Here is a 16233-nt window from a genome sequence, read left to right on the forward strand (position 1 = left end):
CGCCGTCGGCGAGACCATCGCGGAGTTGGAATCCACCACCTCAGCGGTCCCGTTCTAGGCGAGTCTCCACGCGTCGCTCAGAACGCTGATCAATTTCTCGTGGCGACGGCCGATGACAGCGGGCGTCCACTCCCCCTCGTCGAGCACCTGCGTCGTGAGCGCAAACACAGCGACACCTCTGTCCGAGGCGAAATAGCGTCGCTTCTTCTCCTGGAAGTCGTAGTTCTGCGCCTGACTGTTCTTCCGGCGATTCAACAAGAGCAAGTTGCCGAGGCGATGCGTCCAGTATCGGGATTGATCTTCGTCGAAATCTGCCAGCCATCGACTTTCAGCATCCGGATGTTGCGGTAGCACATGCTCGACGGTGATCGTGCTGTGATCGTAAGATGCCCCCGGATCGTCAGCCAGGATCGAGTCGAGCCGCAGCAGTACGTACTTGCGAACCGGTGGGGTCAAGTAGATCTCGCCGCCAAGACGCACCAGGGTCTCCGCTTTTTCGTCAGGTGAGAGCTCGAACGCCATGCTGGCGAGCCCGTCGCCGGCGATCAACTGCTTCAGGAGATCCATGTATCGCTGGGCCCGAGGCGTCGCGTACACACGTCGTAACAGCATGCTCGCAGCGAGCCGCTCCAGCTTGCCGAGGAATTGGTCCAAGAATTCGACCTCATCCCCATGCTCCCGAAGCGCCCACAATGCCACGGGTCGCCAGTCGTCGTTATCGAGCTGACTCAGCCTACTCAGCCACGCATTGACCCCCCGCCAACGCGGCTCACCGGTGAAATTCTGCGCCACGAGCCTGCTGTCAGCGAGCGCGTACGGCTGCAGGACATCATGGATGAATCCCTTCCCATCATCAGGCAGGTAGGCGTTCAGCACTTGCTCCGGGAACTCCTGAAGGAGGCCGCGCACGGCCCTCGTTTGAGACATGACGACGCGGATGTAGAGGAAGAGGTCGCCGAACTCCTCTCGTCCCAGATCTTCCTCCAGCTTCTCCCAGACGTTCGCAAAATGAGAACGCTCACCCTCGGCGATCGCTCCGATGACCTGTGATTTGAATATATCCGGCGGCGAGAGCGGAAGCCCTCGCGCATTCATCACGCTGAAGATGCGATAGGCGCTATTAAGGTCCGGAGTGATAACGGCGACGACGAAGGTACGCTTCGCCATCATCTTGTAGAGAAGCTGAAGGCCTTCCTGCGTCCACGTCGCCAGCTCCGTCCGGAGGGCTCGGGCGTTATCCCGAAGGGAACGCTGGGAGTCGGTGACCGCGAGATTGTCGCTTATGCCGGCCAACGTCTCCGTCGCACCGTCCACCTGAACGTATTCACGAAAGAACTGCGCGTCCCGTGGACGCAGCTCGAGACGCGGACTTGCCGCTTTGTCGTCCCACTCGACAGCTGGCTCCTCGATGAACTTGTGGATGTCGCCCCGCAGCGACTGATTCGTGACCAGATCCCGGAGCACGGAGATCAGCAGGGTGAGGGTCGTGAGCCGTTGCTGACCATCGATGACCTCGGAGCGAGGATTCGCCACATCCTTCACCAGGACGACGGAACCGAGAAAGTATGGTTCATCAGCATCTCTTTCCAGAGCCCCGTGCAGGTCGGAAAGAAGCCGCATCGTCTCCTCGGGGCCCCAAGTATAGGGACGCTGATACTCAGGAATTACGAAGTTGTAGTCGTCGGTGAAGAGCTTCCCGAGGTTGATTTCGGCCGCTTTGAGCGGCTGTGCGGGCGCCTCGGACGTCATTCGTGCCCACCGTGCTCACCGCAGGAGGCAGCCGCTGCGCGTGTCAAGATCGGCTCGAAGCCCGTGCGGATCCCTCCGACGACCTCCTGAGCTGCCCGTACGCGGCGAATAGTCCCGGCGCGCTCCTCCACAGGGCTTCGCAGTGAGGTCTGTCTGAATGTTCGGGCCATCTGTCCACCGTCTCGTCGCGCATCGCTGCGAACAAGAGCCTATCGAGCAGGCACCGGTTGCGACGGGCCCTTTCGGGGGGGGCAATGCCTCAGACGATTGTCGGCGCGCGCCGACGGCGGCCGTCATGCCGCACGCGTCCAGCCGGCACGTCAGTTGTTGAACCGGAACTCCACCACGTCGCCGTCCTGCATGACGTACTCCTTGCCCTCGATGCGGGCCTTGCCCTTGGAGCGCGCCTCGGCGATGGAGCCGGTCTCGACCAGGTCGTCGTAGGAGATGACCTCGGCCTTGATGAAGCCCTTCTCGAAGTCGGTGTGGATCACGCCGGCCGCCTGCGGGGCCTTCCAGCCCTTGCCGATGGTCCAGGCCCGCGTCTCCTTGGGGCCCGCCGTCAGGTAGGTCTGGAGGCCGAGGGTCTCGAAGCCGATGCGGGCGAGCTGGTCGAGGCCCGACTCCTCCTGGCCGGTGCTCGCGAGCATCTCGGCGGCGTCCTCGGGGTCGAGCTCGATGAGCTCCGACTCGATCTTCGCGTCGAGGAACACGGCCTGCGCGGGCGCCACCAGGGCGGCCAGCTCGTCGAGGCGAGCCTTGTCGCCGAGCACCTGCTCGTCGACGTTGAACACGTAGATGAAGGGCTTCGCGGTCAGCAGGCCGAGCTCGCGGACGGGCTCCAGGTCGATCTTCGACGCCGACAGCGGCTTGCCCGAGTCGAGCCACTCGCGCGCCGCCTTCGCGGTCTCGAGCACGACGGGCTCGATGCGCTTCGTCTTCAGCTCCTTCTCGTAGCGCGGCTCGGCGCGCTCGAGGGTCTGCAGGTCGGCGAGGATCAGCTCGGTGTTGATGGTCTCCATGTCGCTCGCGGCGTCCACGCGGCCGTCGACGTGCACGACGTCCTCGTCCTCGAAGCCGCGCACGACCTGCGCGATCGCGTCGGCCTCGCGGATGTTCGCGAGGAATTGGTTGCCGAGGCCCTCGCCCTCGCTCGCGCCGCGGACGATGCCCGCGATGTCGACGAAGGAGACGGGCGCGGGGAGGATCTTCTCGCTGCCGAAGAGGCCGGCGAGCACCTCGAGGCGCGGGTCCGGCAGGTTCACCACGCCCACGTTCGGCTCGATCGTCGCGAACGGGTAGTTCGCGGCGAGCACCTGGTTCTTGGTCAGGGCGTTGAAGAGCGTCGACTTGCCGACGTTGGGGAGACCGACGATCGCGATAGTGAGAGCCACGGGAGTCCATCGTACGGGGCCCTCCGGCTCCTCCCCCGCCCGCGCCGGGCTGGGCTGTCCCGAGATCGGGCGTCGGTCGTCCGTGCGACGATCGAGCCCATGCCGTTGGACTTCACCGCGATCGACTTCGAGACCGCCAACAACTCGTCGGCGAGCGCGTGCTCGGTGGGTCTCGTGAAGGTCCGCGACGGCGTCGTCGTCGAGACCGCCTCCTGGCTCATCCGGCCGCCCGCGGGGCACGACTCCTTCTCGGTCTGGAACACGCGGATCCACGGCATCGTCGAGGACGACGTGGCCGACGCCGACGGCTGGGCCGACCAGCTGCCGCGCCTCATGGCCTTCGCGGGCGACGACTGCCTCGTGGCCCACAACGCGCGATTCGACATGGGCGTGATCCAGGGCGCCTGCAAGGCCACCGCGCTCATCCCGCCGCCGTACTCCTACCTCTGCAGCCTCCAGGTCGCGCGCCGCACCTACGAGCTGGACTCGTACCGGCTGCCGGTCGCCGCGCGGGCCGCGGGCTTCGAGGACTTCTCGCACCACGAGGCGCTGGCGGATGCGCGGGCGTGCGCCGCGATCGTCGTGCACGCGGCCAGCCGCCACGGGGCCGCCTCGATCGCCGGACTGGCGGAGGCCGCGGGCGTCGGCCTCGGTCGCATCGGCGCGCCGCGCACGCAGACCGTCACGCAGGCGTCCGCCGCCGCGACGCCGCCCATCGACTGGGCCTGATCCTCCGCTCGGCCACCCGCCGACGCGCGTCCCTGCCGTGTCGGGGGCCGCTGGCACACTGCACGCATGGATCCCGTCATCGCCCTGCTCGTCGGCCTCGTCATCGGCCTGGTCGTGGGCGCGGTGGTCGGGCTCGCCGTGTCGCGCGCCCGTTCCGGGGTGGATGCGCCGGGTCGCGCTGGCGAGGCCGCGCGCCTCGCCGCCGCGGAGGCCACGGTCACGGCGCTGCGCGAGCAGCTGGATCGCACGGAGCGGCTCGCCGAGGAGCAGGTTGCCCAGACCACGGCGCAGTACGCGGAGCGCGCGCAGACGCAGGATGCACTGCACCGCGAGCGGCTGGATGCGCAGGAGTCCCACCTCCGCGAGCAGATCGGCCAGCAGGAGGACCGCATCGCGGAGCTGCAGACGAGGCTGCGCGAGATCCAGCGCGCCGAGGTCGCCCGCACCGAGGAGGACGGCCGCGTGCTCACCGCGCTGAGCCCCGTCGCCGAGAGCCTCAAGCAGGTGCAGGCGAAGGTGCACGAGCTGGAGGAGCAGCGCCGGCAGCAGCACGGCGAGCTGAGCGAGCAGCTGCGGAGCGCCACCGAGGCGGAGGAGCGGCTGCGCGCCACGGCCGAGACGCTCGCGTCCGCGCTCCGCTCCAACAGCACGCGCGGCGTGTGGGGCGAGACGCAGCTGCGGAGCGTCGTCGAGGCGGCCGGCCTCATCCACCGCGTCGACTTCGACGTGCAGACCTCCGTCTCCACGGCGCAGGGCGTCGGCCGGCCCGACATGGTCGTGCACCTGCCCGGCGGCAAGCACATCGCGGTGGATGCGAAGGCGCCGTTCACCGCGTACCTCGAGGCGAGCGCCATCCCCGCCTCGGCGACCGGGCCCGAGGGCGCGCGCCGCGACGCGCTCATGAAGCAGCACGTGCAGGCCGTGCGCGACCACATCACGGCGCTCGGCAGCCGCGCCTACTGGGAGGGGCTCGACGCGAGCCCCGAGATGGTCATCGCGTTCATCCCGAGCGAATCGCTGGTCTCGTCGGCGCTGGAGGCGGATCCGAGCATCATGGAGTTCGCGTTCTCCCGCCGGGTCGCGCTGTCCTCCCCGGTGACGCTGTGGTCGGTGCTCAAGACCGTCGCGTTCAGCTGGCAGCAGGAGGTGCTCACGGAGGACGCGAAGCAGCTCTTCGACCTCAGCCGCGAGCTGCACGCGCGCCTCGCCACGAGCGGCGAGCACATCGCCAAGCTCGGCCGCTCGCTCACGGGCGCGGTCGGGGACTACAACCGCGTCGTCGGATCCCTGGAGCGCCAGGTCCTCCCCACCGCCCGCCGCCTCACCCGGCTCGACGAGTCCAAGGTCATCGGCACGCTCGAGCCGCTCGAGGCCACCGCGCGCGCGCTAACGGCCGACGAGTTCACCCGTCCCGCGTCCCCGGTCGCGGACACCCCCGCTGGGTAGAGTGGCGAGCACGCGGGGCCCGGCCGCGGGATGCGCTCCCACCGGCCCACGGGTCACCGCGACAGCCGCACGGCGTCGCCGTGGATCCGCCGAAGGAGATGCACCATGCCCGTAGCAACCCCCGAGCAGTACGCCGAGATGCTGGATCGCGCCAAGGCCGGCGGATTCGCCTACCCGGCGGTCAACGTCTCGTCGTCGCAGACCATCAACGCGGTCCTCCAGGGGCTCACCGACGCCGGATCCGACGGCATCATCCAGGTCACCACGGGCGGCGCCGACTACTTCTCCGGCCACACCGTGAAGAACCGCGCGGCCGGCGCCCTCGCCTTCGCGCGCTTCGCCACCGAGGTCGCCAAGAACTACCCCATCACGGTCGCCCTGCACACCGACCACTGCCCGAAGGACGCCCTCGACGGCTTCGTCATCCCCATGATCGAGGCCAGCGAGGAGGAGGTCCGCGCGGGCCGCAACCCCATCTTCCAGTCGCACATGTGGGACGGATCCGCCATCCCGCTCAATGAGAACCTCGACATCGCGACGGACCTGCTCCCCCGCATGAAGGCCATCAACGCGATCCTCGAGGTCGAGATCGGCGTCGTCGGCGGCGAGGAGGACGGCGTCAGCCACGACACCGGATCGCACCTCTACACGACCCTCGAGGACGCGATCTCCACGGTCGAGGCCCTCGGCCTCGGCGACAAGGGCCGCTACATGGCCGCCCTCACCTTCGGCAACGTGCACGGCGTGTACAAGCCCGGCGGCGTGCAGCTGCGCCCGTCGCTGCTCAAGGAGATCCAGGACGGCATCCAGTCGAAGTACGGCACGGGCGAGAAGCCGTTCGACCTCGTCTTCCATGGCGGATCCGGCTCCTCCGACGACGAGATCTCCGAGGCCGTGCGCAACGGCGTCGTGAAGATGAACATCGACACCGACACGCAGTACGCGTTCAGCCGCTCCATCGCCGACTCGGTGCTCCGGAACTACGACGGCTTCCTCAAGGTCGACGGCGAGGTCGGGAACAAGAAGACGTACGACCCCCGCGCCTGGGGCAAGACGGCGGAGTCGGCCATGGCCGCCCGCGTCGTCGAGGCCACGCGCCAGCTCGGCTCGCACGGCAAGTCGCAGAGCTAGCGGCGCTCACACCGCGAACGACGGCGGGGCCGGTCCACCAGGACCGGCCCCGCCGTCGTTCGTCAGATGCCGCGGATCACGGCCCGCGGCTCGACATGATCTGCTGGAACGCCGGATCCTGGACGATCAGCGTCAGCACGAGGACGCTCGTGATCACGGTCGCGACGACCGCGCCCACGATGGGCACCCAGAAGGCCATGCGCCGGCGCTTCACGAGCTCGAGGGAGATCCAGGCGGCGAGCACGAAGACGACGATGTTGACGACGTTCACGGCGATGCCGATGACCGAGGTCTGCGGCGTCACCTGGTAGGTGCCGCCGCCGAACAGCGCGTACGACTGGTTGATGGCCTGCGACGGATCCGCGTTCGCGCCGATGCTGCCGGCCACGTTCACGAGGCCCGCGGCGAGCAGGCCGACCGTGATGGCCGCGTCGAAGCGCCGCGGTGCGCGGCGCGGCTCCTGGCCGGCGAGGTAGGCGGGGCGCTCCGGCCCGGTGCCCGGGGTGACGTCGGCGTCGCGGGCGGATCCGGGGGTGGGCGCGCGGCGCGCACCCCGGCGCTCCGCGGCGGCGGCCTTCTCGGCCTCGCGTCGCTCGGCGAGCATGCGCTCACGCGCGGCCTTGCGCTCCTCGGCCATCTGCTCGGCGAGGGTCTGCGGGGCGGCCGACCTGCCGGCCTTCTTCCCGCGGCCGGCGGACGCCGGGGCGTCGCGCTCGGCCTGCGCGCGGCGGTACTCGGCGGCCTCCGCGACGATGCGCGCATCCGCCTCGGACAGCTCCGACGACCCGCCCGCGGCCGACGAGGGCGACGCCGCGTACTCCCCGAAGCGCGGGGCGGGGCGGCCGGGACGGCGCGTGCCGTCGTCGTCGCTCACGCGCGGGTGCGCCCGCCGATGGCGCGGGAGTCCGTGTTGCCGGACTGGTCCTTGCGCAGCTCCTTGGGGAGCGAGAACACGAGGTCCTCCTCGGCCGTGACGACCGCGGTGACGTCGCCGTACCCGGCGTCGGCCAGGTCGTCGAGCAGCTCCTGCACGAGGACCTCGGGCACGGACGCGCCGCTCGTGACGCCGACCGTCTGCACGCCGTCGAGCCACTCCTGCTTGACCTCGGACGCGTAGTCGACCCGGTAGGACGCCTTGGCGCCGTACTCGAGCGCGACCTCGACGAGGCGGACGGAGTTGGAGCTGTTCGCGGATCCGATGACGATCACGAGGTCGGCGTCGACCGCGACCTTCTTGATGGCGACCTGGCGGTTCTGCGTGGCGTAGCAGATGTCGTCGCTCGGCGGGTCCTGCAGGTTGGGGAAGCGGGCGCGCAAGCGGCGGACCGTCTCCATCGTCTCGTCGACCGAGAGCGTGGTCTGCGAGAGCCACACGAGGTTGTCGGGGTCCTTGACCTCGATCACGTCGGCGTGCTCCGGCGAGTTGACGACGATGGTCTGCTCGGGCGCCTCTCCCGCGGTGCCCTCGACCTCCTCGTGGCCCTCGTGGCCGATGAGGAGGATCTGCATGTCGGCCTTGGCGAAGCGCACGGCCTCGCGGTGGACCTTGGTGACGAGGGGGCAGGTCGCGTCGATGGCCTGGAGGCCGCGATCCGCGGCGCCCTGCACGACGGCCGGCGAGACGCCGTGCGCGCTGAAGACGACGTGGGCGCCCTCGGGGACCTCGTCGACCTCCTCCACGAAGATCGCGCCCATGCGCTCGAGCGTGGAGACGACGTGCACGTTGTGGACGATCTGCTTCCGCACGTAGACGGGGGCGCCGTAGCGCTCGAGCGCCTTCTCGACGGCCACGACGGCGCGGTCGACGCCCGCGCAGTAGCCCCGGGGAGCGGCGAGCAGGACCTTCTTGGGTCCGGCCACCGGGTTATCCTTGAGCCTGTTGCGGACGCCGGGCATCCGCGGCATCGACAGGCTGACGACGGGTGCTCCCACGAGTCGCTGGTCAGTGGTCGCTGTAGTCACAGTCCCGAGTCTAAGCGCCCGTGCTGGGCGACGAGTGGGGGAGCCATGAGCGAGACGCGCACCGTGTCCATGCCGGCGGCGGATGCCCCGACGGTCGACGCGCCGTGGCCCGTCTCGGTGCTGTCCGGCAAGATCAAGGGCTGGATCGACCGGCTCGGCACCGCGTGGGTCGAGGGCGAGATCACCCAGTGGGGCGGATCCGGCGGCAACGTCTACGGGAAGCTCAAGGACCTCGACGTCGACGCCACCATCAGCTTCACCGTGTGGTCGTCGGTGCGCGCGAAGATCCCGGCCGACCTCGGCCAGGGCGCCCGCGTGGTCGCGCTCGTGAAGCCGAACTACTGGGTCAAGGGCGGCACGCTCACGATGCAGGTGCTGGAGATGCGCCACGTCGGCCTCGGCGACCTGCTCGAGCGCCTCGAGCGCCTGCGCCAGACGCTGCGCGCCGAGGGGCTGTTCGACGCGGACCGCAAGCGCCGCCTCCCCTTCCTGCCCGGCTGCATCGGCCTCATCACCGGCAAGGACTCGGACGCCGAGAAGGACGTGCTCCGCAACGCGCAGCTGCGCTGGCCGAGCGTCCGGTTCCGCGTCGTGCACACGGCCGTGCAGGGCGACCGGGCCGCGGGCGAGGTCACCCGCGCCATCGGGGTGCTGGATGAGGATCCCGAGGTCGACGTCATCGTCATCGCGCGCGGCGGCGGCGACTTCCAGAACCTCCTCGTCTTCAGCGACGAGGGGCTCGTGCGCACGGCCGCCGCCTGTCGCACGCCGCTCGTCAGCGCGATCGGGCACGAGGCCGACCGGCCGCTGCTCGACGACGTCGCCGACCTCCGCGCATCGACCCCCACCGACGCCGCGAAGCGCGTCGTGCCGGACGTCTCCGAGGAGCTGTCCCGCGTGCAGCAGGCGCGCGCCCGCATCGGCATGCGCCTCACCAGCCAGGTGCGCGGCGAGATCGACCGCATCGAGCAGCTGCGGTCGCGGCCCGTGCTCGCGAGCACGGCGTGGATCGTCGACTCGCGCGCCGAGGAGCTCGGCCGCTACATCGCGCGCTCCGCGGAGCTCGCCGGCCGCGTCGTCGAGCGGGGGATGCAGCAGACGAGCGAGCTGTCCCGCCAGCTGCGCACGCTCTCGCCGCAGCACGTGCTCGACCGCGGCTACGCCATCGTGCAGACGGCCGACGGATCCGCGCTCCGCGCCCCCGCGGACGCGCCCGACGGCACCGGCCTCGTGCTGCGGCTCGCGGCCGGCGCGCTCGGCGCCATCTCCACCGGCCCCACCGACGAGATCCCGTCGTCGGCCGCGCGGCTGCCCTCCTCCCCCGCCCCCGATGCCCGGCCGGCGTCCGGCGCCGAAAGCTAGGATCACCCCCATGCCCACCAGCCCCGCCGACACCGGCGCACGCCTGCCCGACGTCTCCGAGCTCAGCTACGAGGAGGCGCGCGACGCCCTGGTGCGCGTCGTCAACGACCTCGAGCAGGGCGCGTCCACGCTCGAGGAGTCGATCGCCCTGTGGGAGCGCGGCGAGGCCCTCGCGGCCCGCTGCGAGGAGTGGCTGCTCGGCGCCAAGGCGCGGCTCGACGCCGCCCGCACGACCGCCGCATCCGACGCCGGCTGACCGTGGCGAAGGACCGCACCCCGAACGTCGTCGCCGAGCTCGGCCGACCGGAGACGCCCGAGGAGACCGCCGCCCGCAAGGCCGCCGACTCGCGCCGCCACCGTGCCAAGCAGACGTTCCGCAACCTGCTCTACTCGCTCATCGTGACGGTCGCGACCGTCGCCGTGATCGTCGCGCTGGTCCCCCGCTCGAACACCACGATCCTGCCCGACGTCGACTACGGCGCCGCGGCGGCCGAGGCGCAGGGCGGGTTCCCGCAGACGCTCGTGGTGCCCGACCTGCCGACGGCGTGGAAGAGCAACGACGCGGAGATCCGCCCGGCCGGCCGCGACGGCGTGGCCGTCTGGTACATCGGCCTCATCACGCCGAGCAACCGCTACATCGGGATCTCGCAGGGCATCGACGCGAACCCCACCTGGCTCGACGAGACGCTGCAGTCCGCCCCCGAGGTGAGCTCGGAGGAGATCGGCGGCCTCGAGTGGACCCTGTACGACAACTCGCAGGCGGACGACCCGGGCAATGTCGTCCTCGCGGCGAGCGCCGTCGACGGCGACAGCACCTACGCGATCTACGGCACGGCCGACGCGAACGAGCTCCGCACCGCCATCGAGGCGGTCGCCGCCGCGCGCACCGCCCCGGCGGGCACCACGCCGTCGACCACCGACGGCACCACCAGCACCACCGCACCGGAAGAGGGGATCGAGGGATGACCGATCAGGTCGAGACCGCGCAGGACGACGCCGTGCAGGCGCCCGCCGCCGTCTGGGCGGAGATGGTGGAGGGGAACGCGCGCTTCGTCGCCGGCACCCCCGAGCACCCGCGGCAGGACGTCGAGCGCCGCGCCGCGCTCGCCCACGTGCAGCGCCCGGTCGCCGCGCTGTTCGGCTGCAGCGACTCGCGCCTCGCGGCCGAGATCATCTTCGACAAGGGCCTCGGCGACCTCTTCGTGATCCGCAACGCGGGCCAGATCATCTCGGACTCCGTGCTCGGCAGCCTCGAGTACGCCGTGGCCGTGCTGGGCGTGCCGCTCATCGTGGTGCTCGGCCACGACGAGTGCGGCGCCGTGCGCGCCGCGATCGAGAGCGCGGCGCCGGGTGCGGAGCCGCTGCCGCCGCACATCGCGAACCTCATCGCGCCCATCGCGCCGGCCGTCCGCCGCGTCGCGGGCGACCACGTCGTGCCGAGCGAGGTCGACGCGGGCGAGGTCGGCCGCCAGCACCTGCGCGGCACCGTGACCCGCATGCTGGAGGCCTCCGAGATGATCTCCGACCGTGTGGCGGCCGGTAGCCTGGCCATCGTCGGCGCCAACTACAAGCTCCTCGAGGGCACCGCGGTGCCCGACGTCATCGTGGGCGACATCCCTCGCTAGAGGAGCCCTCCGCGCTGACCTGCGCGACCCGGGCCCGCGGGGTCCGGTGCATCACCCGTCCCGAAGGAGAGAGAAACAGCGTGGTCGACACTTCCCCCGGATCAGACAGCGGCACGACGGACGAGTTCCGCATCGAGCACGACACGATGGGCGAGGTGCGGGTCCCCCGGGACGCGCTGTACGCCGCCCAGACGCAGCGCGCCGTCGAGAACTTCCCCATCTCCGGTCGCGGGCTCGAGCCCGCGCAGATCCAGGCGCTCGCGCGCATCAAGCGCGCCGCCGCCATCGTGAACGGCGAGATGGGCATCATCGACGCGGACGTGTCGGCCGCCATCGTGGCGGCCGCCGACGAGGTCGCCGGCGGATCCCACCACGAGCACTTCCCCATCGACGTGTACCAGACGGGCTCCGGCACGAGCTCGAACATGAACATGAACGAGGTCCTCGCGGCTCTCGCGACGGCGTCGCTCGGGAAGCCCGTGCACCCGAACGACCACGTCAACGCGTCGCAGTCCTCGAACGACGTCTTCCCCACCTCGGTGCACGTCGCCGTCACGGGCGCGCTCCTCGCCGAGCTGATCCCGGCGCTCGAGCACCTCGCCGAGGCCCTCGAGACGAAGGCCGAGGCGTGGAAGGGGCTCGTCAAGGCCGGCCGCACGCACCTCATGGACGCGACCCCGGTCACGTTCGGGCAGGAGTTCGCGGGCTACGCGCGCCAGATCCGCCTCGGCATCGAGCGCGTGCGCACGGCGCTCCCCCGCGTCGCGGAGGTCCCGCTCGGCGGCACCGCGACGGGCACCGGCATCAACACCCCGCTGGGCTTCCCGCAGAAGGTGATCCGCGTCCTCGCGGACGACACGGGCCTGCCGGTCACCGAGGCGCTCGACCACTTCGAGGCACAGGGCGCGCGCGACGGCCTCGTCGACGCGTCCGGCGCGCTGCGCACCCTCGCGGTGAGCCTCACGAAGATCTGCAACGACATCCGCTGGATGGGCTCGGGCCCGAACACGGGCCTCGGCGAGCTGCACATCCCCGACCTCCAGCCCGGGTCGTCGATCATGCCCGGCAAGGTCAACCCAGTCATCCCCGAGGCCGTGCTCATGGTGTGCGCGCGCGTCATCGGCAACGACGCCACCGTCGCGTGGGCGGGCGCCTCGGGTCTGTTCGAGCTCAACGTCGCGATCCCCGTCATGGGCTCGTCGCTGCTCGAGTCGATCCGCATCCTCGCGTCCTCCACGCGCCTGCTCGCCGACAAGACCGTCGACGGCCTGCGCGTCAACGAGGAGCACGCCCGCGCGCTCGCGGAGTCGTCGCCGTCGATCGTCACGCCGCTGAACCGCATCATCGGCTACGAGGCCGCGGCGAAGATCGCGAAGCACTCGGTCGCGCAGAAGATGACGGTGCGCGAGGCCGTGGTCGACCTCGGCTACGTCGAGCGCGGCGAGATCACCGAGGAGCAGCTCGATGCGGGCCTCGACGTGCTGCGGATGACGGCGCCCGGCCTGTAGCCGCCGCTCCGCACGGACGCCGACGGGCGCCGATCCCCGCGGGGACCGGCGCCCGTCGTCACGCGCGGGATGCGTGGATCACACGGGGTCGCCGTCGAGCAGCCCCGTCACGAGCGCCGCGATCGCACTGCGCTCCGAGCGGGTGAGCGTGATGTGCCCGAACAGCTCGTGGCCCTTGAGCGTCTCGATGACGCTCGCGACGCCGTCGTGCCGTCCGACCCGGAGGTTGTCCCGCTGGGCCACGTCGTGCGTGAGCACCACGCGCGAGTTCTGGCCGATGCGGCTGAGCACCGTGAGCAGCACGTTCCGCTCGAGCGACTGGGCCTCGTCGACGATCACGAACGCGTCGTGCAGCGAGCGCCCGCGGATGTGGGTGAGCGGCAGCACCTCGAGGATCCCGCGCTCCACCACCTCGTCCATCACGTTCTGCGAGACGACCGAGCCGAGGGTGTCGAACACGGCCTGCGCCCACGGGTTCATCTTCTCGGCGGCGTCGCCGGGCAGGTAGCCGAGCTCCTGGCCGCCCACCGCGTACAGCGGCCGGAACACCATGATCTTGCGGTGCTGCTGCTTCTCCAGCACCGCCTCGAGCGCGGCGCAGAGCGCGAGCGCCGACTTGCCCGTGCCGGCGCTGCCGCCGAGCGACACGATGCCCACCTCGCGGTCGAGGAGCAGGTCGATCGCGAGGCGCTGCTCCGCCGAGCGCCCCTTGAGGCCGAACACCTCGCGGTCGCCGCGCACCAGGTTCACGGTTCCGCGGCGCACGACCCGGCCGAGGGCGGATCCGCGGTCGGAGTGCAGCACGACGCCCGTGTTGACGGGCAGGTCCTGCACGACGCGCGTCTGCAGCGACTCGCCGTCGTAGAGGTCGGCCATCTGCTCGCTGGAGAGGGTGACGTCGGCCATGCCGGTCCAGCCGCTGTCCACGGCGAGCTCGGCGCGGTACTCCTCCGCCTGCAGCCCGATGGACGCGGCCTTCACGCGCAGCGGCATGTCCTTGGAGACGACCGTGACCGCGAGGCCCTCGGTCGACAGGTTGAGGGCGACCGCGAGGATCCGGGAGTCGTTGTCGCCGAGCTGCAGGCCGTTCGGGAGCGCGGACATGCTCGAGTGGTTGAGCTCGACCCGCAGGGTGCCGCCGGCCTCGCCCACCTCGATGGGGAAGTCGAGCCGCTCGTGCTCCTCCCGGAGCTGGTCGAGGAGGCGGAGCGCCTGGCGGGCGAAGTAGCCGATCTCCGGGTCGTTCCGCTTCGACTCGAGCTCGGTGATGACGATGACCGGGATCACCACCGCGTGCTCGGCGAAGCGGAAGAGCGCACGCGGATCGGACAGGAGGACGGAGGTGTCGAGCACGTACGTGCGCTCGGCCTGCGGCGTCCCCTCCTGCCTGCTCGCGCGTCGTGCGGTGCTGCTCTGGCTGTCCATCGGGGCCACGGGCCACTCCATCCCCGAGCGGTCGCGCTCGGATCCTGACGGCGATCGGGCCACGGTGGCGAGAAGAGATCCTGCGGCCCTCTCGATCGGGCGCCATGCCCGATGAGTGCGAACCTACGTCGCCCACCGCCGTGCTGGCCAGAGCGACGCGGGTCCGGATGTGTCGTGGACATTAACTCTTCCTCGACACGCCCCCGACGAGGGCCGGGCGGTGTCAGGAGCCGAAGCGCCGCTGCCTCGAGGAGTAGTCGCGGAGGGCGCGGAGGAAGTCCACCTCGCGGAGGTCGGGGCCCAGCGCCTCCATGAAGTAGAGCTCGCTGTGCGCCGACTGCCACAGCATGAAGTCGCTGATGCGCTGCTCGCCCGAGGTGCGGATCACGAGATCCGGATCCGGCTGCCCGCTCGTGTAGAGGTGCTCGCCGATGAGGTCGGGCGTGAGGAGCGCCGCGAGGTCCTCCAGCGTGCCGCCGGCCAGGTGGTGCTGCTGCACGATGCTGCGCATGGCGTCGGCGATCTCGGTGCGCCCGCCGTAGCCCACGGCCAGGTTGATGTGGAGCCCGCCGTTGCCCTTCGAGCGCTCCTCGGAGGCGTCGAGCCGGGCGATGAGCTCGGGCGGCAGGCCCTCGTCGGATCCGACGTGCTTCACGCGCCAGTCCCGGTGCCGGGAGAGGTCCTCCGCGAGCTGGCCGATGATGTCGATGAGCGCCGTGAGCTCGGCGCTGCCGCGGCCCGTGAGGTTGTCGGTGGACAGGAGGTACAGCGTGGTGACCTTGATGTCGAGGTCGTCGCACCACTCGAGGAACTCCAGGAACTTGGCCGCTCCCGCGCGGTGGCCGTGCGCCACGGACTCGAGCCCGAGCTGCCGGGCCCAGCGGCGGTTGCCGTCGAGGATCATCGCGATGTGGTGCGGCAGCGCGTTCCGGTCGAGGCCGCGGCGGATGCGCTTCTGGTACGCCCGGTAGAGCAGACCGCGCCACGGTCGGATCGGCTTCTCTCGCACGGAGGCAACGCTATCCCACGCGCCCGGGAGCCGGATCGACCGCCCGGCTGACGTCGTGGACGGCTGTCCTACACTCGCAGGATGACGCGCGACGCCTCCTCTCCCCGGCCGCACGGCACCCCGGACGGCGAGGCGGCGGAGGACGACCACGTCGCCCATCTGCCGCTCGTCGAGGACGCGGAGGACGCGGGCCCCGAGCCCAAGCCCACCTGGCGCGGCTGGCTGCACGCGGGCATGACCCCGGTGGCGCTCGTCCTCGGGATCGTGCTCATCGCGGTCGCCGACGGGGCCGCGGCGAAGATCGCCTGCGCCGTGTTCGTGGCGTCGTCGCTGCTGCTGTTCGGCGTCTCGGCCGTCTACCACCGGTTCGACTGGTCGCCTCGGGCCAAGATCCTCCTCAAGCGGATGGACCACGCGAACATCTTCCTGCTCATCGCGGGCTCGTACACGCCCATCACGGTGCTGGCGCTGCCGCACGGCAAGTCGGTGCTGCTGCTCTGGCTGGTGTGGTCGGGCGCGGCGATCGGCGTGCTCTTCCGCGTGCTCTGGATCCACGCCCCGCGCTGGCTCTACGTGCTGCTGTACCTCGTGCTCGGCTACGCGTCGCTCGTGTTCATCGTCGACTTCTTCCGCGCGGACGCGGCCATGATGACGCTGATCCTCGCGGGCGGCCTCGCCTACACGGTCGGCGCGGTGGCGTACGCGCTGAAGCGGCCGAACCCCTGGCCCGGCCGCTTCGGCTTCCACGAGATCTTCCACGCGTTCACCCTGGTGGCGTTCCTCTGCCACTGGACGGGGATCCTCCTCGTGGCGACGCACCCGCCCGTCGTCTGACCCGCGCTCGCACCGGCCCGCGCGGCCGGGTCGGGCGTCGGGGGTCGGGCCTCTGAGGT

At 70.7% G+C, this 16233-nt stretch carries 15 protein-coding genes; 9 read left to right on the forward strand and 6 right to left on the reverse strand.

Annotated elements, in window-relative coordinates; all coding sequences use genetic code 11:
* Window positions 1–54 precede the first annotated feature (54 nt).
* Both ITJ40_RS14090 and ychF read right to left on the reverse strand, forming a co-directional pair.
* Window positions 55–1749 (reverse strand): DUF262 domain-containing protein, encoded by a 1695-nt coding sequence (locus ITJ40_RS14090; RefSeq protein ID WP_194667671.1) that lies wholly within the window; start codon window positions 1747–1749, stop codon window positions 55–57.
* Window positions 1750–2069: 320 nt separating this feature from the next.
* Complete coding sequence (gene ychF, locus ITJ40_RS14095) at window positions 2070–3143, reverse strand: redox-regulated ATPase YchF (RefSeq protein WP_194667672.1); 1074 nt, start codon at window positions 3141–3143, stop codon at window positions 2070–2072.
* A gap of 99 nt (window positions 3144–3242) precedes the next feature.
* Here ychF and ITJ40_RS14100 point away from each other — a divergent pair, with 99 nt between their 5' ends.
* The 3 genes from ITJ40_RS14100 (at window position 3243) to fbaA (ending at window position 6449) form a co-directional block, all read left to right on the forward strand.
* Window positions 3243–3872, forward strand: a complete 630-nt coding sequence (locus ITJ40_RS14100) for a 3'-5' exonuclease (protein WP_194667673.1) — start codon at window positions 3243–3245, stop codon at window positions 3870–3872.
* Between the two features lie 66 nt (window positions 3873–3938).
* Window positions 3939–5318: a DNA recombination protein RmuC gene (locus tag ITJ40_RS14105; RefSeq protein ID WP_194667674.1), complete on the forward strand. Its 1380-nt coding sequence runs from the start codon at window positions 3939–3941 to the stop codon at window positions 5316–5318.
* 105 nt (window positions 5319–5423) lie between these two features.
* Window positions 5424–6449, forward strand: coding sequence for a class II fructose-bisphosphate aldolase (gene fbaA / locus ITJ40_RS14110; protein WP_194667675.1), 1026 nt, complete (start codon window positions 5424–5426; stop codon window positions 6447–6449).
* 76 nt (window positions 6450–6525) lie between these two features.
* On the opposite strand, the gene ITJ40_RS14115 is transcribed toward fbaA, so the two are convergent.
* Both ITJ40_RS14115 and ITJ40_RS14120 read right to left on the reverse strand, forming a co-directional pair.
* A complete protein-coding gene (locus ITJ40_RS14115; RefSeq protein ID WP_194667676.1) occupies window positions 6526–7323 on the reverse strand; it encodes a DUF6264 family protein in 798 nt (265 codons plus the stop codon).
* Complete coding sequence (locus ITJ40_RS14120) at window positions 7320–8354, reverse strand: 4-hydroxy-3-methylbut-2-enyl diphosphate reductase (RefSeq protein ID WP_043674752.1); 1035 nt, start codon at window positions 8352–8354, stop codon at window positions 7320–7322. The genes ITJ40_RS14115 and ITJ40_RS14120 overlap by 4 nt, the downstream gene beginning before the upstream one ends.
* A gap of 102 nt (window positions 8355–8456) precedes the next feature.
* On the opposite strand from ITJ40_RS14120, the gene xseA reads away from it, so the two are divergent.
* The 5 genes from xseA to ITJ40_RS14145 all read left to right on the forward strand — a co-directional run bounded on the left by xseA (window position 8457) and on the right by ITJ40_RS14145 (window position 12906).
* Complete coding sequence (gene xseA / locus ITJ40_RS14125) at window positions 8457–9773, forward strand: exodeoxyribonuclease VII large subunit (RefSeq protein WP_194667677.1); 1317 nt, start codon at window positions 8457–8459, stop codon at window positions 9771–9773.
* A 10-nt stretch (window positions 9774–9783) separates the two neighbouring features.
* Window positions 9784–10029, forward strand: coding sequence for an exodeoxyribonuclease VII small subunit (locus ITJ40_RS14130; protein ID WP_015490867.1), 246 nt, complete (start codon window positions 9784–9786; stop codon window positions 10027–10029).
* Window positions 10030–10031: 2 nt separating this feature from the next.
* A complete protein-coding gene (locus ITJ40_RS14135) occupies window positions 10032–10739 on the forward strand; it encodes a DUF4245 domain-containing protein (protein WP_194667678.1) in 708 nt (235 codons plus the stop codon).
* Window positions 10736–11398: a carbonic anhydrase gene (locus ITJ40_RS14140; RefSeq protein ID WP_228512462.1), complete on the forward strand. Its 663-nt coding sequence runs from the start codon at window positions 10736–10738 to the stop codon at window positions 11396–11398. The genes ITJ40_RS14135 and ITJ40_RS14140 overlap by 4 nt, the downstream gene beginning before the upstream one ends.
* A gap of 80 nt (window positions 11399–11478) precedes the next feature.
* Window positions 11479–12906 (forward strand): class II fumarate hydratase, encoded by a 1428-nt coding sequence (locus ITJ40_RS14145; protein WP_194667679.1) that lies wholly within the window; start codon window positions 11479–11481, stop codon window positions 12904–12906.
* A gap of 78 nt (window positions 12907–12984) precedes the next feature.
* Here the strand turns inward: ITJ40_RS14145 and ITJ40_RS14150 are convergent, their stop codons facing one another.
* The gene (locus tag ITJ40_RS14150; protein ID WP_194667680.1) at window positions 12985–14331 is read right to left on the reverse strand and encodes a PhoH family protein; all 1347 of its coding nucleotides are present in this window, start codon (window positions 14329–14331) and stop codon (window positions 12985–12987) included.
* 223 nt (window positions 14332–14554) lie between these two features.
* The gene (locus tag ITJ40_RS14155; RefSeq protein ID WP_194667681.1) at window positions 14555–15340 is read right to left on the reverse strand and encodes an isoprenyl transferase; all 786 of its coding nucleotides are present in this window, start codon (window positions 15338–15340) and stop codon (window positions 14555–14557) included.
* A gap of 81 nt (window positions 15341–15421) precedes the next feature.
* Between ITJ40_RS14155 and ITJ40_RS14160 the strand changes: the two genes are divergently transcribed.
* Window positions 15422–16174 (forward strand): hemolysin III family protein, encoded by a 753-nt coding sequence (locus ITJ40_RS14160; RefSeq protein ID WP_194667682.1) that lies wholly within the window; start codon window positions 15422–15424, stop codon window positions 16172–16174.
* Window positions 16175–16233: the final 59 nt, after the last annotated feature.

Source organism: Clavibacter sp. VKM Ac-2872 (assembly GCF_015351105.1).
Lineage (GTDB): Bacteria > Actinomycetota > Actinomycetes > Actinomycetales > Microbacteriaceae > Clavibacter.

What these genes read in the sequence shown, in the direction of transcription:
- ITJ40_RS14100 (WP_194667673.1), top strand. Translation starts at nt 3,243, where the DNA reads ATGCCGTTGGACTTCACCGCGATCGACTTCGAGACCGCCAACAACTCG.
- ITJ40_RS14130 (WP_015490867.1), top strand. Translation starts at nt 9,784, where the DNA reads ATGCCCACCAGCCCCGCCGACACCGGCGCACGCCTGCCCGACGTCTCC.
- ITJ40_RS14140 (WP_228512462.1), top strand. Translation starts at nt 10,736, where the DNA reads ATGACCGATCAGGTCGAGACCGCGCAGGACGACGCCGTGCAGGCGCCC.
- ITJ40_RS14090 (WP_194667671.1), bottom strand. Translation starts at nt 1,749, where the DNA reads ATGACGTCCGAGGCGCCCGCACAGCCGCTCAAAGCGGCCGAAATCAAC.
- fbaA (WP_194667675.1), top strand. Translation starts at nt 5,424, where the DNA reads ATGCCCGTAGCAACCCCCGAGCAGTACGCCGAGATGCTGGATCGCGCC.
- ITJ40_RS14160 (WP_194667682.1), top strand. Translation starts at nt 15,422, where the DNA reads ATGACGCGCGACGCCTCCTCTCCCCGGCCGCACGGCACCCCGGACGGC.
- ITJ40_RS14120 (WP_043674752.1), bottom strand. Translation starts at nt 8,354, where the DNA reads ATGCCGCGGATGCCCGGCGTCCGCAACAGGCTCAAGGATAACCCGGTG.
- ITJ40_RS14150 (WP_194667680.1), bottom strand. Translation starts at nt 14,331, where the DNA reads ATGGACAGCCAGAGCAGCACCGCACGACGCGCGAGCAGGCAGGAGGGG.
- ITJ40_RS14105 (WP_194667674.1), top strand. Translation starts at nt 3,939, where the DNA reads ATGGATCCCGTCATCGCCCTGCTCGTCGGCCTCGTCATCGGCCTGGTC.
- xseA (WP_194667677.1), top strand. Translation starts at nt 8,457, where the DNA reads ATGAGCGAGACGCGCACCGTGTCCATGCCGGCGGCGGATGCCCCGACG.